Annotated in this window: 19 protein-coding genes; 4 read left to right on the forward strand and 15 right to left on the reverse strand. The window is 70.1% G+C overall.

Annotated features, from left to right (window positions below):
- Positions 1-47 precede the first annotated feature (47 nt).
- The 11 genes from E4M00_RS07590 to E4M00_RS07640 all read right to left on the reverse strand — a co-directional run bounded on the left by E4M00_RS07590 (position 48) and on the right by E4M00_RS07640 (position 9,883).
- Positions 48-1,112: a tyrosine recombinase XerC gene (locus E4M00_RS07590; protein WP_135119869.1), complete on the reverse strand. Its 1,065-nt coding sequence runs from the start codon at positions 1,110-1,112 to the stop codon at positions 48-50.
- Complete coding sequence (locus E4M00_RS07595) at positions 1,105-2,154, reverse strand: metallophosphoesterase (protein WP_135119871.1); 1,050 nt, start codon at positions 2,152-2,154, stop codon at positions 1,105-1,107. The genes E4M00_RS07590 and E4M00_RS07595 overlap by 8 nt, the downstream gene beginning before the upstream one ends.
- 87 nt (positions 2,155-2,241) lie before the next feature.
- A complete protein-coding gene (gene dprA, locus E4M00_RS07600; RefSeq protein ID WP_135119873.1) occupies positions 2,242-3,528 on the reverse strand; it encodes a DNA-processing protein DprA in 1,287 nt (428 codons plus the stop codon).
- The gene (locus E4M00_RS07605) at positions 3,528-5,066 is read right to left on the reverse strand and encodes a YifB family Mg chelatase-like AAA ATPase (RefSeq protein ID WP_135119875.1); all 1,539 of its coding nucleotides are present in this window, start codon (positions 5,064-5,066) and stop codon (positions 3,528-3,530) included. The genes dprA and E4M00_RS07605 overlap by 1 nt, the downstream gene beginning before the upstream one ends.
- Entirely contained in the window at positions 5,063-5,422 is a 360-nt protein-coding gene (locus E4M00_RS07610) for a YraN family protein (RefSeq protein WP_135119877.1), read from the reverse strand. The genes E4M00_RS07605 and E4M00_RS07610 overlap by 4 nt, the downstream gene beginning before the upstream one ends.
- 166 nt (positions 5,423-5,588) lie before the next feature.
- Positions 5,589-6,962 (reverse strand): glucose-6-phosphate dehydrogenase, encoded by a 1,374-nt coding sequence (locus E4M00_RS07615; protein WP_135119879.1) that lies wholly within the window; start codon positions 6,960-6,962, stop codon positions 5,589-5,591.
- A 9-nt stretch (positions 6,963-6,971) separates the two neighbouring features.
- Positions 6,972-7,295, reverse strand: coding sequence for a DUF2469 family protein (locus tag E4M00_RS07620; RefSeq protein WP_055819192.1), 324 nt, complete (start codon positions 7,293-7,295; stop codon positions 6,972-6,974).
- A gap of 12 nt (positions 7,296-7,307) precedes the next feature.
- A complete protein-coding gene (gene rnhB, locus E4M00_RS07625) occupies positions 7,308-7,964 on the reverse strand; it encodes a ribonuclease HII (protein ID WP_135119881.1) in 657 nt (218 codons plus the stop codon).
- Positions 7,961-8,737, reverse strand: coding sequence for a signal peptidase I (lepB, locus tag E4M00_RS07630; RefSeq protein WP_135119883.1), 777 nt, complete (start codon positions 8,735-8,737; stop codon positions 7,961-7,963). Before lepB ends, rnhB begins: the two co-directional genes overlap by 4 nt.
- Before the next feature lie 64 nt (positions 8,738-8,801).
- Positions 8,802-9,152 (reverse strand): 50S ribosomal protein L19, encoded by a 351-nt coding sequence (gene rplS / locus E4M00_RS07635; RefSeq protein ID WP_055819197.1) that lies wholly within the window; start codon positions 9,150-9,152, stop codon positions 8,802-8,804.
- A gap of 212 nt (positions 9,153-9,364) precedes the next feature.
- On the reverse strand, positions 9,365-9,883 hold the full coding sequence (locus E4M00_RS07640) for a hypothetical protein (RefSeq protein WP_135119885.1): 519 nt from the start codon (positions 9,881-9,883) through the stop codon (positions 9,365-9,367).
- Between the two features lie 77 nt (positions 9,884-9,960).
- Between E4M00_RS07640 and map the strand changes: the two genes are divergently transcribed.
- Positions 9,961-10,728, forward strand: a complete 768-nt coding sequence (gene map / locus E4M00_RS07645) for a type I methionyl aminopeptidase (RefSeq protein ID WP_135119888.1) — start codon at positions 9,961-9,963, stop codon at positions 10,726-10,728.
- A 77-nt stretch (positions 10,729-10,805) separates the two neighbouring features.
- Here the strand turns inward: map and E4M00_RS07650 are convergent, their stop codons facing one another.
- The 4 genes from E4M00_RS07650 to nirD all read right to left on the reverse strand — a co-directional run bounded on the left by E4M00_RS07650 (position 10,806) and on the right by nirD (position 13,514).
- Positions 10,806-11,522, reverse strand: a complete 717-nt coding sequence (locus E4M00_RS07650; RefSeq protein ID WP_240036909.1) for a sirohydrochlorin chelatase — start codon at positions 11,520-11,522, stop codon at positions 10,806-10,808.
- Positions 11,523-11,723: 201 nt separating this feature from the next.
- Positions 11,724-12,419 (reverse strand): tRNA (guanosine(37)-N1)-methyltransferase TrmD, encoded by a 696-nt coding sequence (gene trmD / locus E4M00_RS07655; RefSeq protein ID WP_056162195.1) that lies wholly within the window; start codon positions 12,417-12,419, stop codon positions 11,724-11,726.
- 31 nt (positions 12,420-12,450) lie between these two features.
- Complete coding sequence (locus tag E4M00_RS07660) at positions 12,451-13,185, reverse strand: sirohydrochlorin chelatase (RefSeq protein WP_135119890.1); 735 nt, start codon at positions 13,183-13,185, stop codon at positions 12,451-12,453.
- Positions 13,182-13,514, reverse strand: a complete 333-nt coding sequence (nirD, locus tag E4M00_RS07665; protein WP_135119982.1) for a nitrite reductase small subunit NirD — start codon at positions 13,512-13,514, stop codon at positions 13,182-13,184. Before nirD ends, E4M00_RS07660 begins: the two co-directional genes overlap by 4 nt.
- Positions 13,515-13,832: 318 nt before the next feature.
- Here nirD and nirB point away from each other — a divergent pair, with 318 nt between their 5' ends.
- The 3 genes from nirB to E4M00_RS07680 are packed head-to-tail and all read left to right on the forward strand — an operon-like array spanning position 13,833 to position 18,341.
- Positions 13,833-16,418: a nitrite reductase large subunit NirB gene (gene nirB, locus E4M00_RS07670; RefSeq protein ID WP_135119892.1), complete on the forward strand. Its 2,586-nt coding sequence runs from the start codon at positions 13,833-13,835 to the stop codon at positions 16,416-16,418.
- A 1-nt stretch (position 16,419) separates the two neighbouring features.
- A complete protein-coding gene (gene cobA / locus E4M00_RS07675) occupies positions 16,420-17,211 on the forward strand; it encodes a uroporphyrinogen-III C-methyltransferase (protein ID WP_135119894.1) in 792 nt (263 codons plus the stop codon).
- Positions 17,211-18,341 (forward strand): uroporphyrinogen-III synthase, encoded by a 1,131-nt coding sequence (locus tag E4M00_RS07680; protein WP_135119895.1) that lies wholly within the window; start codon positions 17,211-17,213, stop codon positions 18,339-18,341. The genes cobA and E4M00_RS07680 overlap by 1 nt, the downstream gene beginning before the upstream one ends.
- Positions 18,342-18,359: the final 18 nt, after the last annotated feature.

The following is an 18,359-nucleotide window of genomic DNA, read 5'->3' on the forward strand; positions in this document are numbered from 1 at the left end:
CCGGCGGGGCCCGCTCGGGCGCTGGCACGCCGACCCGGGCACGCGGCTCAGGCGCGCGGGTGGGCCGTCTTATAGCTCTCGCGCAGGCGATCGGTCGACACGTGGGTGTAGATCTGCGTGGTGCCGAGACTGGCGTGGCCGAGCATCTCCTGCACGGCTCGAAGGTCGGCCCCGCCGTCGAGCAGGTGTGTGGCCGCGGTGTGCCGTAGGGCGTGAGGCCCCGATGGTCCGCCGCCTGGCAGATCGACGAGCAGGCCGGCGACGAGCCTGTACACGCTGCGCGTGCCGACTCGGGCGCCGCGCGCGCCGAGGAAGAGGGCCGCCGCATCCGGCGACGAGCCGCTCGCCCGTGCCAGTAGGGAGGCCCGACCGATGCGGAGGTAGTCCACGATCGCGTTCTGTGCGGGCGGGCCGAAGGGCACGACCCGCTGCTTTCCTCCCTTGCCCGTGACCCGCACGGTGAGGCGGTCGAGATCGACGTCGTCGACGTCGAGTCCGACGACCTCGGAGACGCGGAGGGCCGAGGCGTAGAGCACCTCCACGATCGCGAGGTCGCGGCGTGCGACGGGGTCTCCCCCGGCCGATGCATCGACGAGGGCGCCGATGAGGGCGTCCATCTGGCCGCGAGTGATCACGCGGGGCAGGCTGCGGAGCGGCTTCGGGGAGCGCAGGCGCACCCCCGGGTCGTCGGGGATCTCGCCGGTGCGCGCGAGCCAGGCCGTGAAGCCGCGAGCGGATGCGGCGTGGCGGGCGATCGTGGAACGGGCGAGGTCGCGTTCGGTGCCGGCCCACAGCCAGTCGCGCAGCAGCGGAAGGGTGATGCCGTCGAGGGTGGTGACGCCGTTCACCTCGGCGAAGTCGATGAGCTCGGCGATGTCGGTGCGATAGGCGCGCACCGTGTGCGGCGAGAATCCCCGTTCGATGCGGAGCTGGCGGGCGTAGTCGTCGAGCGCGCTGTCGAGCTCACTCGGAACGGCGGACTCGGAGCTGGCTTCAGCAGCGGAGTCCGCGGTGGCGGTGTGTGCGGCTTGGGTGTCACCGCGCTCGATGTCGCCGTGCTCGGTGTCGTCGAGCTCGGTGTCGTCGAGCTGGGTGTCGGTGGTCTCAGCCATCGGTCGGTCGCTGCCGCGAGAAGGCATCGCGACGCCCCTCCGCGTCGAGTTCACGCATCCGCGCCGTGAAGTCGGCGCCGAAGCGGGTGACCGTGCGCGCGGTCGTGAGCGGAACGACGGAGTGCACGACACGATCGTCGTAGACGTGCACGAGATTGAGGGACTGCCCCGCATCGGAGCCGATGAGTTCATCGACGGGTGCGGCGAGATCCATGGTGTAGCAGGTGGCCGCAGCGACGGATACCGGGATTCCGGCGAACAGGCTGGTGGAGGCGTAGTGCAGATGGCCGCCGAGGATGGCGCGGATGTCGCTGCCGGCGATGACTGCGGCGAGCCGCTCCTGGCGTTCCAGCTCGAGGATCTGCATGGCCCCGATCGGAGTCGGGATCGGCGGGTGGTGCAGGGCGAGCAGCGAACCGTGCTCCGCAGGTTCGGAGAGCACCTCGGCCACCCACTCCAGCTGGGCGTCGTCGAGGGCGCCGTGGTGGTAGCCGGGCACGCTGGTGTCGAGGGCGATGACACGGAGGCCGTGCACCATCGTCACGGTGTCGACGGGGGCAGTGGAATCGACGGTGTTCTCGGCATCAGCGGAATCGGCTCGGCTAGCATCCGCGGACTCGGCTCGGCCAGCATCCGCGGACTCCGCTCGGTCAGCGGCAACCGTACCGGTCCCCGCGGCCGCGACGCCGTCGACGACGCCGGCGCCCAGTAGTTCTCGACGGAACGGCATCCGCTCGTCGTGATTGCCCATCACCCAGATGACCTCGGCGCCGATCCGTTCAGCGGCCGGCTCGACCACCGCTCGCACCCGGGCGTACGCGTCGGGCTCGCCGCGATCGGTGATGTCGCCGGTGAAGACGAAGGCGTCGAGGTGGATCCCTGAGGCCTCGAGACGATGCAGCGCCGCGGCCAGCCCCGTGTCGGTGTCGACGGTGCCGTAGAGCGGCCCGTCAGCGAGGAAATGCGTGTCGCTGAGGTGTGCGATCACGTACCGGGGCGCCGGATACTGCCCGAACTGCGGGGGCAGTGCTGCGTCGACCATGAGTGCGCCTTCCGTGGATCCTGTTCACCACGATAGGGCGCGGCACCGACGCCGCCGGGTTCGGCGCACCGGCGCCTCGACGCTCGCTCACCTTCGCCTGATCCACCCGGAGCCCCTGGGCAGGGCCCGCTCGTCGAGGTCGAGGGTGCCCAGTACTCCGACGACGACGGCCACGGCGAGTCCGGAGCGGCGCGCGATCTCGTCGACGCTTCGGGAGGTGCGGCTGCTGAGGGCGTCGAGTACCCGCAGTTCGTCGCTGGTCGGTTCGGCGCCGGCTCTTCCGGCGGCTCCGGCGGCTCCGGCGGCAGGGGCACCTGTGGTGGAACCGCCCGAGGCGGCGGGACCGGATGCCGTCGGGTCGGCATCCGGCAGCAGTTCGAGCATCTCCTCGACGCTCGTGACGCAGACGGCGTCGTAGTCGCGGATGAGGCGATGGCAGCCGGCGCTCGTGACGCTGGTGATGGGCCCGGGGACGGCTCCGAGCGGGCGGCCGAGCGCGGCGGCGTGACCAGCCGTGTTGAGCGAGCCCGATCGCCAGCCGGCTTCGAGCACGACCGTGGCCTGGCTCGACGCCGCGATCAACCTGTTGCGCTGCAGGAAACGCCATTTTGTGGGCTGGGATCCGCAGGGAAGCTCCGAGATCACCGCACCGACCGTGGCGATCCGTGACAGGAGATCGTCGTGCCCTGCCGGGTAGAAGCGGTCGACGCCGCCGGCCAGGAAGGCGACGGTGAGGCCGCCACTCGCGAGCGCGGACCGGTGGGCCATGCCGTCGATGCCATAGGCCGCGCCCGAGACGATGGTCAGCCCGCGGTCGGCCAGGCCCGACGCGGTATCGGAGGCGATCTGCTCACCGTAGAGCGAGGCGGCGCGCGCCCCGACCAGCGCGATCGAGCGCTTCAGTCCATGCAGCGCGTGATCGACCCCCCGCATCCACAACGCGATCGGGGCGTGCACTCCGAGGTCGTCGACACCGTCGGGCCAGTGCGCATCGTCGGGCAGCAGGAGCCGGGTGCGGCTGGCGGCCGCGGCGACGAGGGCCTGCACGACGTCGCCGGAGCGCAGCCGCGGACGCCAGCGGCTGCATCCGTCGCCGAGCTCCTTGGTCAAGCGGGTTCGATCGGCCGCACCGGCCGGGTCCAGCCGTCGAGCAAGGGACTCCGGGCTCTCCTCGCGGAGCAGCGACTCGAGGGCGTCATCGGCACCGAGAGCCGTGATGAGCACGCCCGCCGCTCGGTCTCCGGGCTCGGCCAGCAGGGACCACGCCGCCCGGGCGAAGGCGTGGTCGGCCGCATCCTGGTCGGGTGGCGCGTCGGGACGCACCGTGCTGACGAGTCGGGCGATCTCGGCATCCGCGATTCCGAAACGGGTCATCAGCTCGATCCCTTCCGCAGGAAGATGGCCTGCCCGAGATGCTCGGCCGAGGGAGCGGAGGCGCCGTCGAGGTCGGCGATCGACCAGGCGACGCGGAGAATGCGGTCGTAGCCGCGCATCGTGATGACGCCGCGCTCCAGCGCACGATCGAGCGCGGCGAGGGAGGACGACGATGGACGAACGCCGTCGCTGCGCAGCCATCGCCCCGGCACCTCGGCGTTCATGCGCCACGGTGTGCGGGCGAGGCGAGCGCGAGCCACGCTGCGCGCCTCGACGATGCGCTCGCGAGCCTGTGCCGTCGTGAGGCGAGGCTTGTCTGGGGCGAGGCGGAGCTGGGCGGCGCTCACCCTGTCGACACGGAAGTGGATGTCGATGCGGTCGAGCAGGGGGCCCGAGAGCCTCGCCAGGTAACGCCGGCGCAGGTTGGGCGGGCAGGTGCACGACTCGCGCGCCACGCCGAACAACCCGCACGGGCAGGGGTTGGCCGCCAGGACCAGCTGGAATCGGGCGGGAAAGGCTGCGACGGCGTTGGCGCGGTGGATGGTGATGCGGCCCGACTCGAGAGGCTGGCGGAGCGCATCGAGCACGGCGGCCGGGAACTCGGGAGCCTCGTCGAGGAACAGCACCCCGTGGGCCGCGCGCACGGCGGCGCCCGGCTTGATGATGCCGCTGCCTCCCCCGACCATGGCGGCGGCCGTGGCCGTGTGATGCGGGGCCTCGATCGGCGGGCGGCGCGACAGTCCGGCGCCGACCGGCAGCCCACCCCCGAGAGAACGCACTGCGCTCACCTCGAGAGCCGCGTCGTCGTCGAGGTCGGGCAGGATGCCGGCCAATCGGGCGGCCAGCATCGTCTTTCCGGCGCCGGGCGGTCCGAGCATCAGCAGGTGATGCCCACCGGCCGCGGCGACCTGCAGCGCCATCACGGCCGCATCCTGGCCGATGACGTCCGCCAGGTCTCCGGCGTCGTCGTCCTCCCGGACCGGTGCGACCGGCCCCGCGATGGCGTCGACGGGTTCCGGATCGAACTTCCCGCCGTGCCAGATCGCCGCATCGCGCAGGCTCGCCACCCCGATCACATGCATACCCGGGACGAGCTCCGCCTCCTCGACGCAGGCGGTGGGCACCATCACCCGGGAGCGGCCTGCGGCGCGAGCGGCGGCCACGGCGGGAAGCACTCCGGCGATGGGGCGGAGCCTGCCGTCGAGCGCGAGTTCGCCGAGATGCACGACCCGTTCGAGCGACTCCTGCTCGATTCCGCCCGCAGCGGCGAGACAGGCCAGCGCCACGGCCAGGTCGAAGCCGCAGCCGTGCTTCGGCAGCGAAGCGGGCGACAGGTTCACGGTGATGTGATGAGCCGACAACGGCATGCCCGAGTTGCTCGCCGCCGCACGCACGCGATGGCTCGCCTGCGACAGGGCCGTGTCGGGCAGCCCGATGATGACGAGCCCGGGAAGCTGGCTGGAGATGTTCGCCTCCACCTCGACGAGGGTTCCGGTCATGCCGAGGAGGGCGACGGAGCTGGTGCGTCCGAGCTTCATGACAGCCGCTGCAGGTGCTCGATGCTCGGGCTGCCGGTGCGCGGCGCGATGATCGCGATGGCGTCGATGCGGATGCGCCGTCGCGTCCCGGTGCTGCTCGCCTCGCACCAGGCCGCCGCGAGTCGCCGCATCCGCGCCATCTTGCCGAGGGTGATGGCCTCGAACGGATGCCCGAAGTCGGTGCTCGAACGGGTCTTCACCTCGACGAAGACGGTCTCGCCGCCGTGCTCGGCGATCACGTCGATCTCACCCTCGCGGCAGCGCCAGTTGCGCCCGATGACGCGGTACCCGCGCGCGGTCAGGTAGTCGGCGGCGAGTTGCTCGCCGCGTCGTCCGAGTTCGATCCTGTCGCCCATGGAGACGACTCTGGCGCGCAGGGAACAGGTGCGGATCGAGGCCGATCGATCAGTGCGAGGGAGCGCTGAAGCGTGCCCGGTGGGGAGGAGGGCGGACCGGGGGCGCGAGCGCTCGGGCGATCGCTGCGCTCGGCCCTCAGCGAGCAGTGCCCCAGCGACCGGGGAATCAGGCCAGCGGACGACTCCACCCGCGTGGGTTCGCCGACCCGGCCTGGTACGTGTCGAGCTCGACGGCGTCGCGGCGCCACGCGGCGAGCACCGGCGCCACGATCCGCCAGCACTGCTCGGCGACATCGCCGCGCACCGAGAGGGTGGGGTCGCCTTCGAGAAGCTCCGCCAGCACCTCTCCGTATGCGCTCAGCTCACTCCGCTCGAAGTCGGCCGACATGGTGTCCCACACCAGCTCGAACGGATCGGCTCCCCCGTTGACGGCGAGGTCGACGTCGAGCACCGGCGGGTTGAGTCCGATCCTGATCCGGGCGTCCCGCTTCGGCCCGGTGAAGCCGTTCGGCAGGTGGGGAACGGGCTTCAACGTGATGACGATCTCCTGACGGGGACTGCCGATGGCCTTGCCCGACCGCAGGATGAACGGGACTCCGGCCCAGCGCCAGTTGTCGATCGCTACGGCCATCTCGCCGAGGGTCTCGGTGCCGCGTGTGCGGTCCACACCGGGCTCGTGCAGGTACGACGGCAACTCGCGTCCGTCGACGTCTCCGGCGGTGTACCGGGCGCGGCGGCTGGCCGTGCCGTCGTGCTTCCACGGTCGCACGGCGCGCAACAGCTGCACCATGTCACCGCGGAGCACCTCCGCGCTGAGATCGGACGGCACCTCCATGGCCACGAGCGCGAGCACCAGGAGCAGGTGGCTCTGCACCATGTCAGTCAGGGCGCCGGCCTTGTCGTAGTAGCCGGCGCGTCCTTCCAGGCCGAGACGCTCCTCGAAAACGACCTCGACTCGTTCGATGTGCTCTGCCGACATCAACGGTTCGAACAGGCGGTTCGCGAAGCGCAGCCCGAGCACCCCCAGCACGGTCGACTTGCCGAGGAAGTGGTCGACCCTGAACACCTGCTCCTCGGGCACGAGCGTCTCGAGCAACCGGTTGAGCGAGCGGGCGCTGGCGAGATCCGTTCCGAACGGCTTCTCCAGGGCGAGCACGAGACCGGGAGGGAGAGTGACGGATGCGAGCGCGGTGCACGCCGCAGCGGCGATCGCCGGGGGCACGGCGAAGTAGAGCACGATCCGGCCGTGGGCGGCGTCGATCACCCGTTGCAGGTCATCGGCCGAGGTCGCATCACCCTGCAGATAACGGCTCGTCTCCACGACGGAGGTGCCGATCGACGACGGGGCGTCGGCGAAGGCGATGCGCACCTTCTTCTGCCAGGCCGCATCCGTCATCGGCTCGCGATCGACGCCGATGAGGGCCATGGGGGCGCCTCGGGACGACGCCAGGAGCGATGCCAGACCGGGCAGCAGGAGACGAGAGGTCAGGTCACCGCCCGCTCCGAGGATGATCAGGGTCTCACGAGGAGCAGTAGCCATAGGCCGACCCTACTCGTCGAGCGCGAGTTCCTTCGGCAGTTCGAACTCCTTGGCGGCGAGCTCCTCGACGTTGACGTCCTTGAAGGTGAGCACGCGCACGGACTTGACGAAGCGGTCGGACCTGTAGACGTCCCAGACCCAGACGTCCTTCATGTTCAGCTCGAAGTAGAAGTCATGCTCGGTGTCACGACGCACCAGATCTACCTCGTTGGCGAGGTAGAAGCGGCGTTCGGTCTCGACGACGAACTTGAACTGCGTGACGATGTCGCGGTATTCGCGGTAGAGCGCCAGTTCGACCTCGCGGTCGTAGTCGTCGAATTCATCCTCGTCCATGGTGCTCCAATCCTACGCCGGGACGGCGGTGCTCTTCAGCCAGCTGAGCCGGTGCAGTGCCGACGGTCCGTGCTCGTCGATCGCAGCGTAGTGCCCGGCGGATCCGTAGCCCTTGTTCCCCACCCAACCGTAGGCCGGGCTGGTCTCGTGCGCCTCGATCATGAGGCGGTCGCGATGCACCTTGGCGATGACGGATGCCGCAGCCACGGAGCCGCAGTCGCGGTCGGCCTTCACCCGCGTGACGACGGGCAGGGGCGTCGAGAGCGCCGGGCTCAGCCAATCGTGGCTGCCGTCGAGCAGGATGGCCGACTCGAGGATGGCTGCGCCCGAGGCGTGCAGCAGCCCGAGGGCGCGCTTGCCGGCGAGGCCCAGCGCCGGGATGATGCCGATGGCATCGACCTCCTCGGCCGAGGCGAGACCGACCGCCGAGTGCAGCACCCAGGCCGTGGCGACGGGAGCGAGCACCTCACGCCGCTTCTCGCTGAGGAGCTTGGAGTCGCGGAGACCCTCGGGAACCAGGATGTGCGTGCGCTCGAGGACCGCCATGCCGACGGCCACCGGACCGGCGATGGCACCGCGCCCGACCTCATCGCAGCCGATCACGTATCTGTGGCCGGAGTCGAAGAGCTCGAGTTCGAACTCGAGCGTCGGGTCTGCGACGGGGGTCATTCGCCGCCGTCGGATCGCGCTGAGGCGGGATCGGGCACTCCGCCGAAGACTTCGGGATAGTCACCGAGCCAGGCCCAGTGCTCGACGGGCCAGCTCACCACGAAGGCGCGGCCCACGACGTTGTCGATCGGCACGTAGCCCTTGCCCGGCGTCGCTCCGTTGTAGCGGGAGTCCTTCGAGTTGTAGCGGTTGTCGCCCATGACCCACAGCGATCCGGCCGGCACCGTCGTCTCGAAGTCGTCCTTCGATGCCCGCGTCTCACCCTCGGGGATGACGATGTACGGCTCGTCGAGGGGCACGTCGTTGACGCTCACCTGGCCGAGGGCGTTGCAGCAGGCGACGTGGTCGCCCGGCAGGCCGATGACCCGTTTGATGAGGTGGTCGTTGCTGTCGGGGGCGGAGAGTCCGACGAGGGAGAGCAGCCAGTCGACGCCGGCCGCGACGGGGTTCTGTTCGATCGGGGGCGTCGGCATGAGCCATCCGCCCGGATCCTTGAAGACGACGACGTCCCCGCGCTCGATCGGGACCAGGTCGGGAACGAGCTCGTTCACGATGATGCGGTCGTGCACCTGGAGGGTCTCGCGCATCGATTCCGACGGGATGAAGAACGACCTGATGAGGAAGGTCTTGACCAGGAAGGAGATGAGGATGGCTGCCAGGAAGATGATGAGCAGGTCGCGCACGAAGAGCAGCGCTCCGCGATTCCTGCGACGCGGACGCTGTTCGACTGGCTGGTCTTCCGTGCTCACGAGCACCGTGTCTTCTTCTGTCATTTAACTGTCTGAGCTCCCCACCCGATTGTACGGGGCGGGGAGCTCAGGGAAGTTCAAGCGGCGACTAGTGGTTGTCGCGCTTCTCCTTGATCTTGGCCTTCTTGCCACGCAGGTCGCGCAGGTAGTAGAGCTTCGCGCGACGCACGTCACCGCGGGTGACGACCTCGATGTGGTCGATGACCGGCGAGTGCAGCGGGAAGATGCGCTCGACGCCGACCTGGAAGCTGACCTTGCGGACCGTGAAGGTCTCGCGGATGCCCTCGCCGGAGAGGCGGATGACGACACCCTGGAACACCTGGACACGCGAGCGGCTGCCCTCGATGATGTTGACGTGCACCTTCACGGTGTCGCCGGCGCGGAACGCGGGGATGTCGGTGCGGAGGTTGGCCGCATCGACGGCGTCGAGGATATGCATGCTGATTCGCTCTCTGTGCCCGCCACCGGTCGAACACGGACTAGTTGATTGAAGATGAGAAGTGTGCCGCGATGGCTGCGATTGCAGCGCTGACTCCCCGGAGGCAGAGCCTGTGATGCGGCACGATCTCCTATTCTGCCACGGATGCCCCGATCAGGCCAAAACGCGCACGGCGGGAGCAGGCGCATCCGGGGGCCGCACTCGGTCGCGAGCTAGTCGCCGTCCCGCTCACGCGACTCGTGGATGATGATCACGTCGTCGTCACTGCCGGCCGGCGCGGACCGCGTGGCCGTGTAGTAGCCACCCTCGACCGGTGACGGATGGGCCGCCTGGGCCTCGAAGGTCTCCATGGTCTCGCGCATCACGCGGGCGCCATCGGTGAACAGCTCCCACAGCGCTATCCAGAAGGCGCTGAGCGCGGCGAGAGCACCCAGCACGGCGAACAGGGAGGTCGTGTCGCCGAAGAACCCGAAGCCGATGATGCAGGCCCAGAGAACGGTGAGCACGCCGACATCGCGCCACGACAGCGCCTTGTCACGCCGCACGGCGGGGCGTGCTGCGAGCAGGGCCGCGATCACCACGAGGGCGATGAACACGATCGGACAGGCGATCACGAGGCCGAGGAAGCCCCATCCGCCGTGGCCGTAGATACCCCAGCCGATGAGCATCCAGGCCGGCAGCACGAAGGCGGCCGGGAACAGGGCGTAGAAGAAGGCGCGACGCAGGATCACGACCACAGCCTACGGTTCCGAGGCTGGGAAGAGGAGGGCCGTTCGCTTCAGGCTGACCGACAGGGAAGAATGGACCCATGATCGAGCTGAGGACCCCGACCGAGATCGACGAGATGCGCCCCGCAGGAGCCTTCGTCGCGAGTGTGCTGCAGGCGACGGCCGCCGCAGCGAAGGTGGGAGTGAACCTGCTCGCCCTCGACAAGCTGGCCCATGACATGATCCGCAGGGCCGGGGCCGAGTCGTGCTACATCGACTACCACCCGTCGTTCGGTGCGAGCCCGTTCGGAAAGGTGCTCTGCACCTCGGTGAACGACGCCGTACTGCACGGGCTCCCCCGCGACTACGTGCTGCGCGACGGCGACCTGCTGAGCCTCGACTTCGCGGCATCCGTCGACGGCTGGGTCACCGACTCGGCCATCTCCGTGGTCGTCGGCACCCCGCGCGACGAGGACCTGCGGCTCATCGACACGACGACCCGGGCTCTGGATGCCGGCATCGCGGCCGCCCAGCCAGGCGGACGCCTCGGCGACATCTCGGCCGCCATCGCCGCCGTCGCCCTCGCCGACGGCCTCTCGATCAACACCGACTTCGGTGGCCACGGCGTCGGACGCACCATGCACGGCGACCCGCACATCCCCAACAACGGGCGTGCCGGCCGCGGCCTTCCCCTGAAGCCGGGCCTCGTCATCGCCATCGAGCCGTGGTTCCTGCACACGACGGACAAGATCTTCACCGACCCCGACGGATGGACACTGCGCAGCGCCGACGGCTCGCGCGGTGCGCACATGGAGCACACCGTGGCGATCACCGAGGCCGGACCCGTCGTCCTCACAGCACGCAGCTGACGCTCGACGCCCGGCGGCAGCGCGGGCGGAGGCTCGGCGGCTCGGCGGGCTGCTCGACCCGACGTCGAGCCACGGCCTCACCTCTCGGTGGCTCCTCTGTAGCGGTCGAGCACCAGGTCGACGAGCTCGGCCGGCGCCCCGCGCTCGGGCAGCAGCAGCGGCGCGGCCACGACATCGCCGCCGGCGTTGAGGGCGGCGTCGTAGAAGCTGCCCGGCGCCAGCAGGTAGGTGCCGACGACCACGCGGGTTCCCGGATGCACGTCGCGCACCATGTCGATGGCATCGTGCAGGCGCGGCATGGCCGCCGCGATGAATCCCACCGTGACGGGACGACCGAGTCGCACGGCGAGACGGCGTCCCGTCTCGAAGCATTCGCGCACAGCACGCGCGTCGCTGGAGCCTGCCGCGGCGAGCACCACGGAGTCCGCTGCGGTGAGTCCGGAGTCCTCGATCCGCTCGGCCAGAACCTGCACCAGGCGGTCGTCCGGCCCGAGCTCGTCTGCCAGCTCGGCGCCGATGCGCTCGAGCCTCTCGAGTCCCTTGGCGATGCCCGTGCGCATATGGAAGCCCGCGGAGAGCACGAGCGGCAGGATGACGGCGTGCTCGCCCGTCACGAAACCGGCGAGTGCCTCGGCGAGGTCGGTGTGCTGCACGTCGAGGAACGCGATGCTGACGTCGTGTCCCGGGAGTGCCTCGGCGACGGCATCGACGAGCTGCATGATCCCGGCGCGATTGGCCAGCGATGGGGCTCCGTGTGTGATGGCCAGGAGCACGAGGGTCTCGGCCGTGCCCACGGCGGAATCATCCTCGACTCGCGCCACGGACTCCCCCACGCACTCACCCCGAGACTGCCGTGTGCGCGAGAGACGCGCACTTCCTGCTCTCGAAACTAGGCAGAGCGTGTTTCGCGGACGGCACCTGTGTGTTTCGCGTTGATGAATGATGCCGGATGCCGCACCCGACGGCGCGCGAAGCCCCCGATGGCGGGCAGCGCGTCAGGCCGGCGGGAGCAGATCGGGGCGCACCCGCTGCGTGCGCTCGACGCGCTGCTCGTGGCGCCAGCGCTCGATCGCGCCGTGGTTTCCGCTCAGCAGCACCGGAGGCACGTCGAGGCCGCGCCAGGCCGACGGCTTCGTGTAGCTCGGGTACTCGAGCAGCGCTCCCTCGTGCGACTCCTCGACGAGGCTCTCCGGATTGCCGACGACGCCGGGGATGAGGCGCCCGACGGCCTCGACCATGGCCATGACCGCCACCTCGCCTCCGTTCAGCACGTAGTCCCCGAGACTGACGAGCTCGACCCTGATGCGCTCCGAGTAGTGGTCGACGACGCGCTGGTCGATGCCCTCGTAGCGACCGCAGGCGAAGATGATGTGCTCCTCCTCCGCCAGCTCGCGCGCCGTGGTCTGCACGAAGCGCGTTCCGGCCGGCGACGGCACGATGAGCAGCGGGTCGGCGGCATCCGTCGACTCCAGGATCGAGTCGATGGCCTCGCCCCACGGTTCCGGCTTCATCACCATGCCGGCCCCGCCGCCGTACGGGGTGTCGTCGACGGTGCGGTGCCGATCGTGGGTGAAGTCGCGGAGGTCGTGCACGCGCAGGTCGAGCAATCCGGTGCCGCGGGCCTTGCCCAGCAGCGAGATGTCGAGCACCCCGAAGAAGTCCGGGAAGATCGTGACGATGTCGACGCGCATGGGATCGAGTCTACGAGTCGGTCCCGGTGCCTCAGGCCGCGACGACCTCCTGCGCGAGCGCTGCCCTGCAGGCGGCGTCGTAGCGGTCGACCACGATGTCGACGAGCTCGGTGGGCGGCGCCTCCCCTGCGATGAGCAGCGGGGCGGTCACGACATCGGCGCCGGCGTCCCCGACGAGATCGGCGAAGTAGCCGGGGGCCAGCAGGTAGGTGCTCACGACGACGCGTGAGAGCGGATGCACGGCGCGTACCATGGCGACGGCATCCGGGAGCCGTGGCGTCGCGGCCGACAGGAAGCCGACGTTGACCGGTCGGCCGAGGGCAGCGGCCAGGCGCCGTCCCATCTCCCGGCAGTCCGCGACGGCGCGGGCGTCGCTGGAGCCCGCCGCCGCGAGCACGATGCGATCGTTCGGCCGCAGGCCGACCTCGCGCAGTCGCTGTGCGAGCACGGCCACGAGCCTGTCGTCGGGGCCGAGGGCTGGGGCGAGCACAGTGTCGCGGGACTGATCCGAGGCGATCTCCCGTCTGAGGTCGACGTGCACGTGGTAGCCGGCCGAGAGCAGCAGCGGAACGACCACGGCCGGAACGCCGTCGGCGAGGGACGACAGCGATACGGGAACGTCGGGTTGCTGAACGTCGACGAACCCGCCGGCCACGGCCGAACCGGGCAGCGTGTCGCCGACGCCGGCCACCAGGCGCGCGACGGCGTCCTGGCCCTCGGGCGATGACGTGCCGTGAGACACGGCGAGAAGGGCCGGCGCGCTCACAGGGGCAGCTCCACCTCGATCATGCCGCCGACCACCCGCGTGCGGAAGGTCTGCAGGACGAGGGCAGGGTTGGTGAAGCATTCGCCTGTCGCGAGGTCGTAGACCTCCTTGTGCAGGGGCGACGCCACGGTGGGACGCTCGCCACGCGACCCGACGATGCCGCGGGCCATGACGGGTGCGTCCGTGTGCGGATCCTGGTGGGAGACGGCGTAGATCTCCTCGCCCGAGACCAGGAAGAGGGCGATCTGGCGGGCCCGCAGCAGGGCGGCCTCACCCCACGACGGCTCCAGGTCGGCGACGGCGCAGGCGGGCTCCCAGACGCTCGTCATGCTGTCGGTCGAAGAGGGGCCGGTCGTGCTCGCCCCTGGCGCGCCGACATCCGTCACGATCGCCTCGTGCTCAGCCAGAGCTGTCGGTGCATTCATGGTGCGCATCCCCACCGGCGCCACCGCCGTCGAAAAGGTTGGTGCTACTCACGTTAGGCACCCTGTGTTTCCCCAGTCTCGTCGCGGTGTTACCCCTGTGTGAAAGAGACCTCACACCGCGATTCCATCATGGTGCGGGAAACGTTCGTTCGCGGTTACATCGTGGTCGTTCCGGGGAAACGGCGGCTTCCTAGGCTCTCGGCAGAGGCTGGGGAGGTCCGCATGTCAGAGAACGCAATCGCGCCGCGCGAAGTGGTGATCGTCGGGGGTGGACCGGCCGCGCACCGTCTGGCCGACGCCCTGCACTCCCGAGACGACGAGCGCGCGGTGCACGTCACCGTCGTGTCAGAGGAGCCTCACCTCCCCTACGACCGCGTGGCGCTGAGCAAGCGGCTCGACGGAACGACCGACCTCACGCTGGAGCCGACGAGCGTCTGGGACGACGACCACGTGTCGCTGCTTCTCGGCGAGCGTGCCGAGAGCATCGATCTCGAAGCCGGAACCGTCACGACGGCATCCGGCCGCGCCATCGGCTGGGACGACCTCGTCTTCGCCACGGGCTCCAGCGCACCCGTTCCCGAGATCCCGGGCTCCGAGCTGGCCAAGGTCTACCGCACGATCGACGACGTCGACTGGCTGGTCGCCGAGGTCGACAGGCTGGCGGTGGCCCTCGGCCGCCCGGCGAGAGTGCTCGTCGCCGGCGGCGGACTGCTCGGACTCGAGGCCGCCGGTGGTCTCGCACGTCGGGGCGCCGATGCCGCCGTCGTGCACTCGGGATCCTGGCTCATGTCGGCCCAGCTGGACGAGGGCGCCGGGCGCGCCCTCGGACGCATCATCTCGAGCCAGGGCATCGCCCTGCACCTGGGTACGCGCCCGCGCGCCATCGAAAGCGACGAGAGCGGCGCGGTCACCCGCGTGGTGTTCTCGAGTGGGCAGTCCGCCGACGTCGACATCATGATCTTCGCCATCGGCATCAGTCCCCGCGACGAGCTCGCTGCAGCAGTCGGTCTCGAACTCGGACCCCGCGGTGGCGTGGCCATCGGAACCGACTGCCGCTCGTCGCATCCGCGGGTCTGGGCCATCGGCGAGGTCGCCTCGTTCGACGGGCGCTGCACGGGCCTGGTCGCACCGGCCAACGCCATGGCCGAGGTCGTCGCCGACCGCCTGCTGGGCGGGGCCGCAGAGTTCACCACCGTCGACGACGCCACGAAGCTCAAGCTCTCGGGCGTCGACGTCGCGAGCTTCGGCGACGCTCTCGCCCGCACCGAGCACGCCCTCGAGATCGTCTACGCCGATCCGGCCCGAGGGCTGTACCAGAAGCTCGTGATGACGGATGACGCCAAGACGCTGCTCGGCGGCATCTTCGTCGGAGACGCATCGCCGTACGCGTCGCTGCGCCCCCTGCTCGGCAGCGAGCTGTCGAACGAGCCGGCCGCCTACCTGTCCGCGGCGGGGATGGAACCGCCGGCCGGCGACGAGCTGCCCGCCGAGGCCCTCGTGTGCGCCTGCAACAACGTCGCAGCCGGGACCGTGCGCGACTGGGTCAACGGCGTGCACGGCGACGCCTGCACCGACCTGGGTGAGCTCAAGGCCTGCTCGCGGGCCGGCACCCAGTGCGGGTCCTGTGTTCCGCTGGTCAAGAAGATCCTCGAGAGCGAGCTGTCGAAGTCGGGCATCGCCGTGTCCCGCGCCCTCTGCGAGCATTTCGCACTCTCGCGTCAGGAACTGTTCGAGTCGGTGCGCGTCACCGGGCTCACCTCCTTCGACGAGATCATCGGCCGCTTCGGAACCGGCCGGGGCTGCGACGTCTGCAAGCCCGTCGTCGGCTCGATCCTGGCCAGCCAGAACGACGGCTACATCCTCGACGGCGGACGCGGAACCCTGCAGGACACCAACGACCGTGCGATGGCCAATATGCAGAAGGACGGCACGTACTCGGTCGTCCCCCGCATCCCGGGCGGCGAGATCACCCCCGAGAAGCTCGGCGTCATCGCAGCTGTTGCCACCGAGTACGGCCTGTACACGAAGATCACCGGCGGCCAGCGCATCGACATGTTCGGCGCCCGTCTCGACCAGCTGCCCGAGATCTGGCGCAGGCTCGTCGACGCCGGCTTCGAGTCGGGTCAGGCCTACGGCAAGGCCCTGCGCAACGTGAAGAGCTGCGTCGGATCGACCTGGTGCCGGTACGGGGTGCAGGACGCCGTCGGCATGGCGGTCGAGCTCGAACTGCGCTACCGGGGCCTCCGCGCCCCGCACAAGTTCAAGTTCGGCGTCTCGGGTTGCGCCCGCGAGTGCGCCGAGGCTCGCGGCAAGGACGTCGGCATCATCGCGACGGAGAAGGGCTGGAACATGTACGTCGGCGGCAACGGCGGATTCCAGCCCGCTCACGCCCAGCTGCTCGTGAGCGATCTCGACGACGAGACCCTCATCAAGTACATCGACCGCTACATGATGTACTACATCCGCACCGCCGATCGCCTGCAGCGCACAGCACGCTGGATGGAGGAGATCGAGGGCGGACTCGAGCACGTCTACGACGTCGTCGTGAACGACTCGCTCGGCCTGGCCGACGAACTCGAGGCGGCCATGGCCAAGCACATCGACGGCTACGAGGACGAGTGGGCGGCCACCCTGGCCGACCCCGAGAGGCTGCGCCGATTCCGCAGCTTCGTGAACGCGCCGAACACCCCCGACCCGAGCGTCGCGCGCGTCATGGAACGTGGTCAGGCGCGCCCCGCCCGGGCAGACGAAGTAGCCTCGGAACGGGTCGTGCTCAGCGGCCCGCGCATTCCGATCCGAGGAGAGTGACATGGCGGATGCCGCAACCGCACCCGGCCGCGTCACCCTCGTGGGCGGCGGTCCCGGCAGTGAGGAGCTGCTCACCGTCGGCGCCGTCGAGGCCCTGATCACGGCCGACGTCGTGCTCTACGACAGGCTCGCTCCCCACACCCGTCTGGCGTCTCTGGCGCCCGACGCCGTGCTCATCGACGTCGGCAAGACCCCGGGACATCATCCGGTCTCGCAGACGGGCATCGAGGAGCTCATCGTCGAGCACGCCCTCGCCGGATCCGACGTCGTGCGCCTCAAGGGCGGCGACGTCTACGTCTTCGGACGCGGAAGCGAGGAGGTGCTCGCGTGTCACCGTGCCGGCATCCCGGTCACCGTCATCTCGGGCGTGAGCAGCGCCATCGCCGTGCCTGCGGCGGCGGGCATCCCCCTCACGCACCGCGGCGTCAGCCGCATGTTCACGGTCGTCTCCGGCCACGCACCGCTCTCCGACGACGAACTGCTCCACCTCGCCGGCCTCGGCAGCACCATCGTGGTGCTCATGGGCGTCAACACGCTCCCCCACTTCAGCGCCGGCCTGCTCCGCCAGGGAATGAGCCCCGAGATGCCGGTGGCCGTCATCGAGCGCGGCTTCAGCCCCGACCAGCGCACCACCATCGCCGACCTCGGTAGCATCGTCAGCGTGGCCATCCGATCCGGCGTCTCCTCCCCCGCGGTACTCGTGGTGGGAGAGGTCGTGCGACTCGCCCACACCGGTGACCTGACCGCTGCGGAGATGATGGCTCGCGCCGGCCGACTCTCGGTGCTCGGCTGATGCCCGATGCCCCGGATGCCGTTCCCGGGTTCCGCCCGGACCAGCTGACGGGCTTCCGCATCGGCGTGACCAGCGATCGCCGCTCGGCCGACCTCATCGAGGCGCTCGAGCGCCGCGGCGCCGTCGTCACCCACGCCCCGACGCTCAAGATCACCAACGCGCACCTGGACGAGCCCGTCATCGCAGACACCCGCGCCATCATCGCCGCGAAGCCCGACGTGCTGCTGGCGACGACGGCGTACGGCATCCGTCGCTGGTTCGAGGTGGCCGACACGGCAGGTCTCGGACACGAGCTCACCGAGGCACTCGAGTCGACGGCCATCCTGGTGCGCGGTCCCAAGGCTCGAGGCGGCATCCGGGCCGCCGGGCTCAACGACGCCGGCATGAGTCCGCAGGAGACGACGGAATCCCTCGTCGGCATGGTGCTCGACGAGTATCCGACCGGTCTCACCATCGCCGTCCAGATGCACGGATTCCTCGACGCCGCCCAACTCGAGCGCCTGCGCGACGTGCACGCCGAGGTGCTCACCGTCGCCCCCTATCGCTGGACCCCGCCGGAGCAGAACGACGATCGGGTGCGGAGGCTCATCGAGGCGGTCTGCGCGGCCCAGCTCGACTGCGTCACCTTCACCAGCGCGCCGGCGGTGAACGCCCTGTTCCACGGGGCGGAGGAGATGGGCGTGCTCGACCAGCTCGTCGACGCCCTGCGCGGCCCCGTCGTGGCCGCTGCCGTCGGCCCCGTGACTGCCGCGCCGCTGATCGCGGCCGGGATCGAGCCCATCCAGCCCGACCGATTCAGGATGGGCGCCCTGATCAGGCTGGTGTGCGAGCACCTCGAGCAGAACCGGATCCAGCGCGTCACCACGCAGCATGGAGTGCTGGAGCTCCGCGGCACCGTCGTCGACCTGCCCGTCGGCCGCATCCCACTGGCGCCGACGGCTCTCGTGCTGCTCAGGGCCCTGGTCGCCGCGAACGGGTCGGTCGTGACACGCGACCACCTCGCCGGGCTGCTGCCGGGCACTCCCGACGAGCACGCCGTCGAGGTATCCATGAGCCGTCTGCGTCAGCTGCTGAGGACGCCGGGACTCATCGCGACTGTCGTGAAGCGCGGGTACAGGCTCGACGTCTGAGTCTGGGCCCTGGCGCTC

It is taken from the genome of Orlajensenia leifsoniae (assembly GCF_004570845.1).
Taxonomy (GTDB): Bacteria; Actinomycetota; Actinomycetes; order Actinomycetales; family Microbacteriaceae; genus Orlajensenia; species Orlajensenia leifsoniae.

Excerpts from the sequence above, each read along its gene's own strand:
- E4M00_RS07590 (WP_135119869.1), bottom strand. The coding sequence starts at position 1,112 with ATGGCTGAGACCACCGACACCCAGCTCGACGACACCGAGCTCGACGAC.
- E4M00_RS07595 (WP_135119871.1), bottom strand. The coding sequence starts at position 2,154 with ATGGTCGACGCAGCACTGCCCCCGCAGTTCGGGCAGTATCCGGCGCCC.
- dprA (WP_135119873.1), bottom strand. The coding sequence starts at position 3,528 with ATGACCCGTTTCGGAATCGCGGATGCCGAGATCGCCCGACTCGTCAGC.
- E4M00_RS07605 (WP_135119875.1), bottom strand. The coding sequence starts at position 5,066 with ATGAAGCTCGGACGCACCAGCTCCGTCGCCCTCCTCGGCATGACCGGA.
- E4M00_RS07610 (WP_135119877.1), bottom strand. The coding sequence starts at position 5,422 with ATGGGCGACAGGATCGAACTCGGACGACGCGGCGAGCAACTCGCCGCC.
- E4M00_RS07615 (WP_135119879.1), bottom strand. The coding sequence starts at position 6,962 with ATGGCTACTGCTCCTCGTGAGACCCTGATCATCCTCGGAGCGGGCGGT.
- E4M00_RS07620 (WP_055819192.1), bottom strand. The coding sequence starts at position 7,295 with ATGGACGAGGATGAATTCGACGACTACGACCGCGAGGTCGAACTGGCG.
- rnhB (WP_135119881.1), bottom strand. The coding sequence starts at position 7,964 with ATGACCCCCGTCGCAGACCCGACGCTCGAGTTCGAACTCGAGCTCTTC.
- lepB (WP_135119883.1), bottom strand. The coding sequence starts at position 8,737 with ATGACAGAAGAAGACACGGTGCTCGTGAGCACGGAAGACCAGCCAGTC.
- rplS (WP_055819197.1), bottom strand. The coding sequence starts at position 9,152 with ATGCATATCCTCGACGCCGTCGATGCGGCCAACCTCCGCACCGACATC.
- map (WP_135119888.1), top strand. The coding sequence starts at position 9,961 with ATGATCGAGCTGAGGACCCCGACCGAGATCGACGAGATGCGCCCCGCA.
- trmD (WP_056162195.1), bottom strand. The coding sequence starts at position 12,419 with ATGCGCGTCGACATCGTCACGATCTTCCCGGACTTCTTCGGGGTGCTC.
- nirD (WP_135119982.1), bottom strand. The coding sequence starts at position 13,514 with ATGACGAGCGTCTGGGAGCCCGCCTGCGCCGTCGCCGACCTGGAGCCG.
- nirB (WP_135119892.1), top strand. The coding sequence starts at position 13,833 with ATGTCAGAGAACGCAATCGCGCCGCGCGAAGTGGTGATCGTCGGGGGT.
- cobA (WP_135119894.1), top strand. The coding sequence starts at position 16,420 with ATGGCGGATGCCGCAACCGCACCCGGCCGCGTCACCCTCGTGGGCGGC.
- E4M00_RS07680 (WP_135119895.1), top strand. The coding sequence starts at position 17,211 with ATGCCCGATGCCCCGGATGCCGTTCCCGGGTTCCGCCCGGACCAGCTG.